Origin of the sequence: Micromonospora sp. NPDC047707 (assembly GCF_040704235.1) — a bacterium.
GTDB lineage: Bacteria > Actinomycetota > Actinomycetes > Mycobacteriales > Micromonosporaceae > Micromonospora.
The window spans coordinates 1-3,335 of the sequence record NZ_JBEYSU010000108.1; the positions used below are offsets into that span (position 1 = coordinate 1).

2 protein-coding genes and 2 pseudogenes are annotated in these 3,335 nt (G+C 65.3%); 1 reads left to right on the forward strand and 3 read right to left on the reverse strand.

Annotated elements, in window-relative coordinates; all coding sequences use genetic code 11:
* Window positions 1–304: 304 nt before the first annotated feature.
* The 3 genes and pseudogenes from AB0873_RS31990 to AB0873_RS32000 form a co-directional block, all read right to left on the reverse strand.
* Window positions 305–619, reverse strand: a pseudogene (locus tag AB0873_RS31990) (transposase family protein); the annotation flags it as partial.
* Window positions 620–651: 32 nt separating this feature from the next.
* A complete protein-coding gene (locus AB0873_RS31995; RefSeq protein WP_366604488.1) occupies window positions 652–1,569 on the reverse strand; it encodes a transposase family protein in 918 nt (305 codons plus the stop codon).
* A gap of 249 nt (window positions 1,570–1,818) precedes the next feature.
* Complete coding sequence (locus AB0873_RS32000) at window positions 1,819–2,802, reverse strand: IS481 family transposase (RefSeq protein ID WP_366604489.1); 984 nt, start codon at window positions 2,800–2,802, stop codon at window positions 1,819–1,821.
* A gap of 152 nt (window positions 2,803–2,954) precedes the next feature.
* Here AB0873_RS32000 and AB0873_RS32005 point away from each other — a divergent pair.
* Window positions 2,955–3,236 (forward strand): annotated as a pseudogene (locus tag AB0873_RS32005) (leucine zipper domain-containing protein); the annotation flags it as partial.
* Window positions 3,237–3,335 lie beyond the last annotated feature (99 nt).

Below are 3,335 nucleotides of genomic sequence, written 5' to 3' on the forward strand. Positions count from 1 at the left end.
CACTATTCAACACACACAACACCGGCATGGCCCACATCTGGCAACTCGAACCCAATGGACGCTGGAACGACTGGACCAACTTCGGCACACCATAGTGAAGTTCCCCGGGATGTGGGCACCGGGTTATGCCGCGATCTGGTGCGGCGTAGTCGGTTCGAGGGCCTGCTCGTAGTCGGCGGGGCTGAGGTAGCTCAGCGCGGAGTGGCGGCGTCGGTGGCTATTGAAGGCGATCCACCGAAACGCATCGCGGCGGGCCTCGGCCTCGGTGGCCCAGCGGTGGTGGTCGACGTCGAGTTCACGTGCGGTCGACGATCGCGATCTGGTCGACCCGACGCCGCCGTACCGGGGCCAGAGCGAGCAGCGGGCCGAGGGTGTCGATGACCCGATGCACCGCCGAGTGCGACACCCCGAACAGCGGACCGATCTGCCGCATTGTCAGGTTCGTGCGCCAGTAGCGGCGACCAGCAGTACCCGATCGGCGAAGTCAAGTGATCACTGCCGGCCCGGCCGACCGTCAGCGATCGCGTCACCGCCCCGCTCAGCTACCAGCCGGACCAACTTGCGGAAACTGGGCTGGTTGCAGCCCGGTGAACCTAACGATCTCGTGCGCAATTGCCAGGGGTGGGTGTGGGCTGCTGTGATGTGGATCGGTTACCAGGTGATCATGCGGTCGGATACCAAGCCGGCGACCGCGTCGATGGTCTCGGGCAGGATCTCGCGGCGGCCGGTGAAGCGTTGCAGTTGCCGCCACCACTTCAGCTCCGCGATGGCGTGCTCGACCGGGATGCGTTGTGAGGACTGGTGTTTACGCTCTGCTTCCCACGCGGTCTGACGTGCGGTTGGTGCGCCGGGGCGGAGTTTCAGCGGCGGTGCGGTGACTTGGTCGGGGTGGTCGCGGGCCAGGCCTTGGTAGCCGGCGTCGACCAGCACCGTCACCTGCGGGTAGGCGTCGAGCAGGGCGTCGATGCCCTCGACGCGGGCGGCGGTGGTGTCGTGCATCCGGCCTGGCCGGTGTCCACCGCACCACAGGGTCGCACCGTACTCGTCGGCCACGACGGTGGCCTTGATCGTGTTCTGTTTCGCCTTGCCCGACACGAACGCCTTGCGGCCGGGCCGGCCGACGCGTGGTCGGCGGACCCGGATCTCGGTGGCGTCCAGCCGCAGTGTGACGCCTTCGGCGGCGGCGTAGGCGAACACGTCCGCCAGGGTGTGCAGCCGGATCCCGCTCGGGCGGGCGAATCCGCGACGGGCCAGCAAGGGCCGGACCTGCCCGATCGCCCGAGTCACGGTCGAGCGGTCCACCCCGAACGCCACCGCCAGGGCCTCGTGTGGCACCCCCAGCCGCAGATGAGCGAGGGTGACGACAAGCCGATCAGTGAACCGCAGCGCCAAACGCCGGCCGGCTCCAGCCGCCCGCCGCCGGTGGCCACCCCGACGGGCATACAGCCGGCCCTCTCGCCCGGCCAGCCACACCACACGCAGCTCGCCTCGTAGCAGGTGCAGATGACGGCGGGAGATCCCGGTGAACGCGGGATGGCTGAACACACGACGCGCCCACCGGATCGACACCCGAAGATCATCACTTACGTTGGATAGGCGCCACCGACCGTCCTATTGCGCACGAGATCGTAAGGATCCACTCCGGGCGGGCTGCCGAGATCACCTGCACTCAACATCATCGACGACCGTCCAGACGGGGCAGTCACCGGGTTTACGAGACGTCCCTTAGCTTGATCTTTAACCTGGCGGGGAAGCCCGTACACCCCGGCTGATCATGCCGACAGCCCCGGCCCTAGCTGTACATCTGCCGGAGCTTGGTTACACCCGGGTCTGGGTCTTCTGCTTGAGGCGTTCGTAGGGGGTTTGGCCGTCGAGGGATCCGTGGGGTCGGTGGTAGTTGTAGTAGTCCTCCCACTCCTGGAGTTTGTCGTTGAAGACGCCGGTGTCGTCGATGACCACGCCGTCAAGCATGCGGTAGAACTCTTCGGCGTCGATGCGGTGTGAGCGTTCGACCTTGCCGTTGAGGTGCGGGGATGCGGGTTTGATGTAGGTGTGGGCGATGCCCTTGTCGAGCACGTGCCAGTGGAAGCTGGTCTGGAACTCGGCGCCGTTGTCGGTCTGGATGACCTCGACGCGGAACGGTAGGCGTTGCAGTACGTAGTCCAGGAACTCGATGGCCGTCTTCTGGTCGCCGCGTGGGTAGATCCGCAGGACGCGCAGCCGGGTGCAGTCGTCGATTGCGGTGAACTGGTAGTACCGGGCACGTCGGCGCTGCTTGGGAAGCTGTCCGGTGACCGGTGCCTTGCGGGCAGGAGTAGGGATGCCGACGGGCTCGATGAATTTGACGTCGATTTGGACCCGGTTTCCCGGTAGCTGCTTCTCGTAACGCTTGTAGCGTTTCTCCCGGCGCTGGTAACGCTGCGAGGCTGGTAGCCGGTTCAGGCCCAGCCGCACCAGGATGTTGTAGACCGCGGAGCTGGTAATGGTGACGTCGTGGTACCGCTTGAGGTACATCTGGATCTTCACTGGGCCGAAGTGGTAGTTCCGCCGCAGGTAGACGATCTTGTTCACGATGTCGGCGTGGGTGGCGTTCGGGCAGTGATGCGGAGCGCTCGATCGGTCGCGCAGGCCAGTGATGCCTTCGTCCTGGTAGCGGCGTAGCCACTTGTAGAACGTCTGTCGGCTGATGCCGTAGTACCGGCACGTCTGCGCGACGTTGCCCGTGACTTCCTCGGCGTGACGCAGGACCGCCAGGCGGTGCTGCGCCTGACGGTCCAGCTTCTGGTCAAGCGACGGGGGCATGAAGTCTCCAACGATCGGAGACCCGAAGTGTCAACAACCTCCGGCAGTTTTAGATAAGACGACGTTGAGACGACGTTGAGTGTCCGACTCCGGTTGATGCGTTACACGGTGGCTTCACTTGATGGGTGACACTCCGCCGAGTGCTGGTGGAGTTGAGCGTGACCGAGCAGCGTTACCGCGCAGTGCTGGAAGTCCAAGCTAGCCTGTCCGTGACCGAGGTCGCCCAACGGTTCGGCGTCTCGCGTCAGGCCGTGCACCGTTGGCTGGGCTGGTATCACGACCATGGCCTGGACGGCCTGGCCGACCGATCGCACCGACCGCATGCGCATCCCGCCCAGACCGCTGCTGAGGTGGAGGCGCTGATCTGCGAACTGCGCCGCAACCATCCCCGGTGGGGTCAACGGCGGTTGCACTATGAGCTGGGCCGCCGCGGTTGCCCTAGGTAGTGTCTTCAAAGGATCTTGGTGTCGGATGATGTAGCGCGTGGGTCGTCGCTACGAGTTGTCCGACGCCGAGTGGGAGGCGTTGTCGAG